The organism is Streptomyces doebereineriae, assembly GCF_031845645.1.
GTDB classification, from domain to species: domain Bacteria; phylum Actinomycetota; class Actinomycetes; order Streptomycetales; family Streptomycetaceae; genus Streptomyces; species Streptomyces canus.
The window spans coordinates 1-442 of sequence record NZ_JAVREZ010000340.1 but is presented as its reverse complement, the minus strand read 5'-3'; the positions used below and the strand labels follow the sequence as shown (position 1 = coordinate 442).

1 protein-coding gene is annotated in these 442 nt (G+C 56.3%); it reads right to left on the bottom strand.

The genetic code is table 11. The features are described from left to right. The coding region (locus tag RNB18_RS52190; RefSeq protein ID WP_311721075.1) for an isocitrate/isopropylmalate family dehydrogenase at positions 1 to 388 on the bottom strand (388 nt) is incomplete at its 3' end. Positions 389 to 442: the final 54 nt, after the last annotated feature.

Here is a 442-nt window from a genome sequence, read left to right as displayed (position 1 = left end):
AGGTGAGCCCTTTGGCGTCGAACTGTTCGCGGTACTCCTCGGTGAAGATGCGCTCGAATTCGTCCTTGAACATCCCGTCGTAGCCTTTGAGGATGGTGTTCTTTGTCGACAGGAACACCGGATAGTTCTGCTGCAGCGCGAAGTTGAACGACGAGCGCGCAAAGTCCTGGATGGATTTGCGGAAGTTGTACATGCCCATGATGACGCCGCCGTCTTCGGGGATCTTGACGACGTCGTGCACCTGCGGCTCGCTGCCGTCATCTGGGGTGAAGGTGACCGTGAAGGTGCCGGACTTGTCGACCTTGGTGTTGAAGGCACGATACTGGTCACCGAACGCGTGGCGGCCGATGATGATCGGTTTGGTCCACCCGGGAACCAGTCGTGGCACATTATCGATCACAATTGGAGCACGGAAAATAGTTCCGCCCAGAATATTTCGGAT